This is a genomic window from Nocardia barduliensis (genome assembly GCF_013315795.1).
Lineage (GTDB): Bacteria > Actinomycetota > Actinomycetes > Mycobacteriales > Mycobacteriaceae > Nocardia > Nocardia barduliensis.
Genome location: NZ_JABLTE010000226.1, coordinates 1 through 3371, shown reverse-complemented (window position 1 = coordinate 3371; position 3371 = coordinate 1). Strand labels below are relative to the sequence as shown.

Genomic DNA, 3371 nt, shown 5'->3' with positions numbered 1-3371 from the left:
GAGTTGGGGTGAGTCGAAGGGGAATGCCGCGGCGAGGGCGGTGGTGTCGAAGGTCCGCTGGACCCGGATCAGGTCGAGCCCGAGCGGCAGGGTCGTCACCCACGCCTGAGCCGCCCGGTAGGACAGGGTGCAGGTGTCCACGAGCAGGCTCGCCGCCAGAGCGCGGACGGCGGCTACCTCGTCGGCCAGCTCGGATTCCGAGGCGGCATGGACGGTCAGGTAGACCCCGACCCGGAACAACCTTGCCTCGGCCCGCGCGACGCGGGCCGACAGGTCAGCGGCGTCTTCGACCGCAACGTCGACCTGCGGGTCGGTCAATCGGCCCCGCCCGAGGTCGTGCATCCTCGAGGACTCGAGGCGGGCCTGCTGGCGGCGCAGCCGGGTGGCGGCGGTGGCCGGGTCGACCGGCTCGATGTGTACCGCGACCTCGACTCTGCCGGGGTGTGAGAGCAGGGGCGCGAGCCAGCCGGCCGTCACCTCGCGCGGGTAGCCGGTGACCGCGAGGGTCGCACTCCAATCGGAGCCGATCTCGAGATGGCGGGTACCGATGGTGAGGGATTCGGGGGCGAACCGGTCGATCGCCTCCCCGGCGAACGGGTCCGGTGTCGGGGTGTCGGGGTCGGTGGTGATCACGGTGTCGGCGGCGGCGATGTCGGCGGCGGCCGACACCAGACCCTCGGGGTTGGCGCAGCTGGCCACCACGGCGGTCGCGGCATCATGGTCGAGGGCGGTCACCGAGATCCCCAGCGGGGACAGGACATCGGCGGCCTCGTTCATCCGGCGCAGGAGGCGGGACTCGGCGGCCCGGCGCGCACCACCCGACAGTGTGCGTCGGGCCCGGCGCTGTCCGGGTAGCCGGGCACGTAGCCCGCTGGTGGGCTGGATCTGGGTCTGTTCGCGCCAGATCAGCAGTACCTGCCGGTGGACCGGGTCCTCGCGGGCAGCCAGTTCGGTGAGGTGATCGGCGTGGTCGAGGGCCGACGCGGCGAGGTCGGGCGACATCTGGGCGGCGGCGGTGTGCAGGCCGGTGATGTGTTCGGTCAGGTCCAGGCGGGCCGAGCGGACGAGGATCTGGACTGGTTGGCGCAGGGTGTGCAGCCAGCCCGCGAGTTGGCCGACGAGGCTGTCCTGTTCGGCCGGGGTCCGCAGCGACAGGTTGAGGGTTCCGGCGACCGCGATGGCGGCGAGGCCGTCGGCGCCGAGGTCGATTACCCCGACAGCGCCGCTGCCGCTGCTCGACACCGACTCGGGCAGGCGTGTCTGATTCGCTGACAGTTCGGCGGGCACCGGTAGCCGGGAACGTTGAGGTTTGGTGCGGGTTGTGATCCAGCGCGGTGCCTGGGCACGAGTGCCACCGTGCGACCGGATGAGGTGGCGTGAGCGGAGACGGTGGCGAACAGCCGCGACGAGCAGCAGGTCGGCGGACAGGCCGTCGCGCCGAGTGAGCACCGCGACCGCGACCACGACGAACACCGGGGCCACCACAGCGGCGAACACCGACAGAGGCAGCAAGGATCGAGTCGCCGCCCAGGTCGAATACAGCAGTACGGCGGTGGTGGCCAGGACGGCGAGCTGGCGGGCGGTGAAGGGCCCCAGCAGCCGGTCGGAGCGGTCGACGTCGGCGGGGATGCGCACGATGGTGCTCACTGGAGGGTGCCTCCTCTCGGGGCGCGGGGCGCGCGGCGGCGCACGGGCAGATCGGCCATGGGCAGATGCAGCTGCCGCCCTGCCGGACGCGCCGGTGCGGGTGGTTGTGGTGGGTTCGGTGGCGGTGCAACGGCTTTGGCCCGGGTGACGGGGAACGGCAGCGGGTACTGGCCGCTGCGCGTCGGGCGAAGACGCGCGTACGGGTCGGCCGGGGTGGGCTCGGTGAAGTCGAAGGCGAGCTGTTGCGGTGTTGCGCGACGGCCGGGACGCTGCGGCGGCGGCTCGGGAGCCGGTGGTGATGTTCGGACCCGGCGCACCGGGATCGGGAGCGGGTACTGTCCCCCGGCCCCGGCGCGGATGCCCCGGTACGGGTCCGGCCCAGTGAAGTCCAGCGCGAGCTGGCGTCCCCTCGCCGACCGGCTGGGACGTGGCGGTAGGGTGCCGGTCGCCTCGGCCGGTGCCGGGCTGGGTTGCCGCGCGACCCGGCGGACTCCTTCCAAGGGCAGCATGAGCTGTCCGTCCCGTGTCGGGCGTACCCGCGCGTACGGATCGGGCGGCCCATTGCTGGTGGCGGTGCGAGGCGTTCGGGGGGCGCGGGCAGGGCGCGGAAGTCGCCGTGCCGATACCCCCGACGCGGCGGAGCGGGCACTGCTCGAGGTGGCTCCTTTGAGCATGCCGAGGGTCTGATAGGCGACAAACCCGCGCACGATCGACCCCAGGAAGCTGCGACCTTGCCCGATCTCGAGCACCGACAACAGCCACATCGGCGTCTTGATCAACACGAACATCAACGCCAAAGCGACAGTGAGGTCGGCAATCTCGTTGGCGTCCGGGCCGAACAGATGCCACCCACCGGGGGTGAGCAGCACCCGCAACACGGTCACCAACGTCAGCGATTGCACAACCTGGATCGCCAGGCACGCGGCGAAGCTGCGCCACCACCAGCGGGCGATGCCGTCGAGGCCGGGCAGCCCGTGACACATCAACGCCAGGGGCGCGCACACGATCAGCAGGATCGTGATCGCGACCCGCACGACGTAGGAGATGAGCAGCACCAGCAGCATCACCGACAGCGCGAGTTGCAGCAGCACGAACACGCCTCGGCTCTGGTTGCTGGTAATCGCCAGCTCGGTCAGCGCGTCGGCGGCCGAGCCGGAGTCGACGCCGTCTCCGGCCAGCGCACCGGCGAGGGCGTTGGCGAAACCGATTCCGGCGGTAGCGATCATCATGCTCAATCCCCCGGCCCCGAAGCCGATCACCAGGCGGGGTGCGAGTTCGCGGATCGACCATTGGGTTTGGACGCTCTCGCGCATCATCAACAACGCCCCAGCGGCCATCACGACCAGGACGTAGAGCGCGACCACGATCTGCCAGGACTGATTCCACAGAGTGCCGATCTCGGGGATCTGCCCGGGTTCGGGTGTGGTGAGCAGGGTTTGCGAGAGCAGTTCCAGTAGCGGGTTGAGCGAGGTCTCCACGATGCGCCGGAAGAACCCGTCGACCGCGTTCTCCACACAACCGTTGATGTTGGTGACCCCGCACTCCGCCGACCCCGAGCCCGAACCGGATCCGGGTGTCGGTGCCGTTGTCGTGCCGGGCGCAGTCGTTGTCGAGGGGGCCGGTGTCGGGGCGGTGGTCGAGGGCGGTGTCACCCACCGGCGCGGGGTTGTCGTGGTCGGTGGAGTGGTTGTCGGGGCGGGTGTGGCCGGTGCGGTGGTCACCGG

The 3371-nt window shown here is 71.0% G+C and carries 3 protein-coding genes; 1 reads left to right on the top strand and 2 read right to left on the bottom strand.

Annotation, left to right across the window (positions count from 1 at the left end; translation table 11 throughout):
* On the bottom strand, positions 1–1647 hold a 1647-nt coding region (locus tag HOV91_RS40990), incomplete at its 3' end, for a PrgI family protein (RefSeq protein WP_174190125.1).
* Positions 1644–3161: a TrbL/VirB6 family protein gene (locus HOV91_RS40985; protein WP_174190124.1), complete on the bottom strand. Its 1518-nt coding sequence runs from the start codon at positions 3159–3161 to the stop codon at positions 1644–1646. The genes HOV91_RS40990 and HOV91_RS40985, both read right to left, overlap by 4 nt.
* A gap of 10 nt (positions 3162–3171) precedes the next feature.
* On the opposite strand from HOV91_RS40985, the gene HOV91_RS38650 reads away from it, so the two are divergent.
* Positions 3172–3371, top strand: a 200-nt coding sequence (locus HOV91_RS38650) for a hypothetical protein (protein ID WP_217441603.1), incomplete at its 3' end; no start/stop codon positions are given.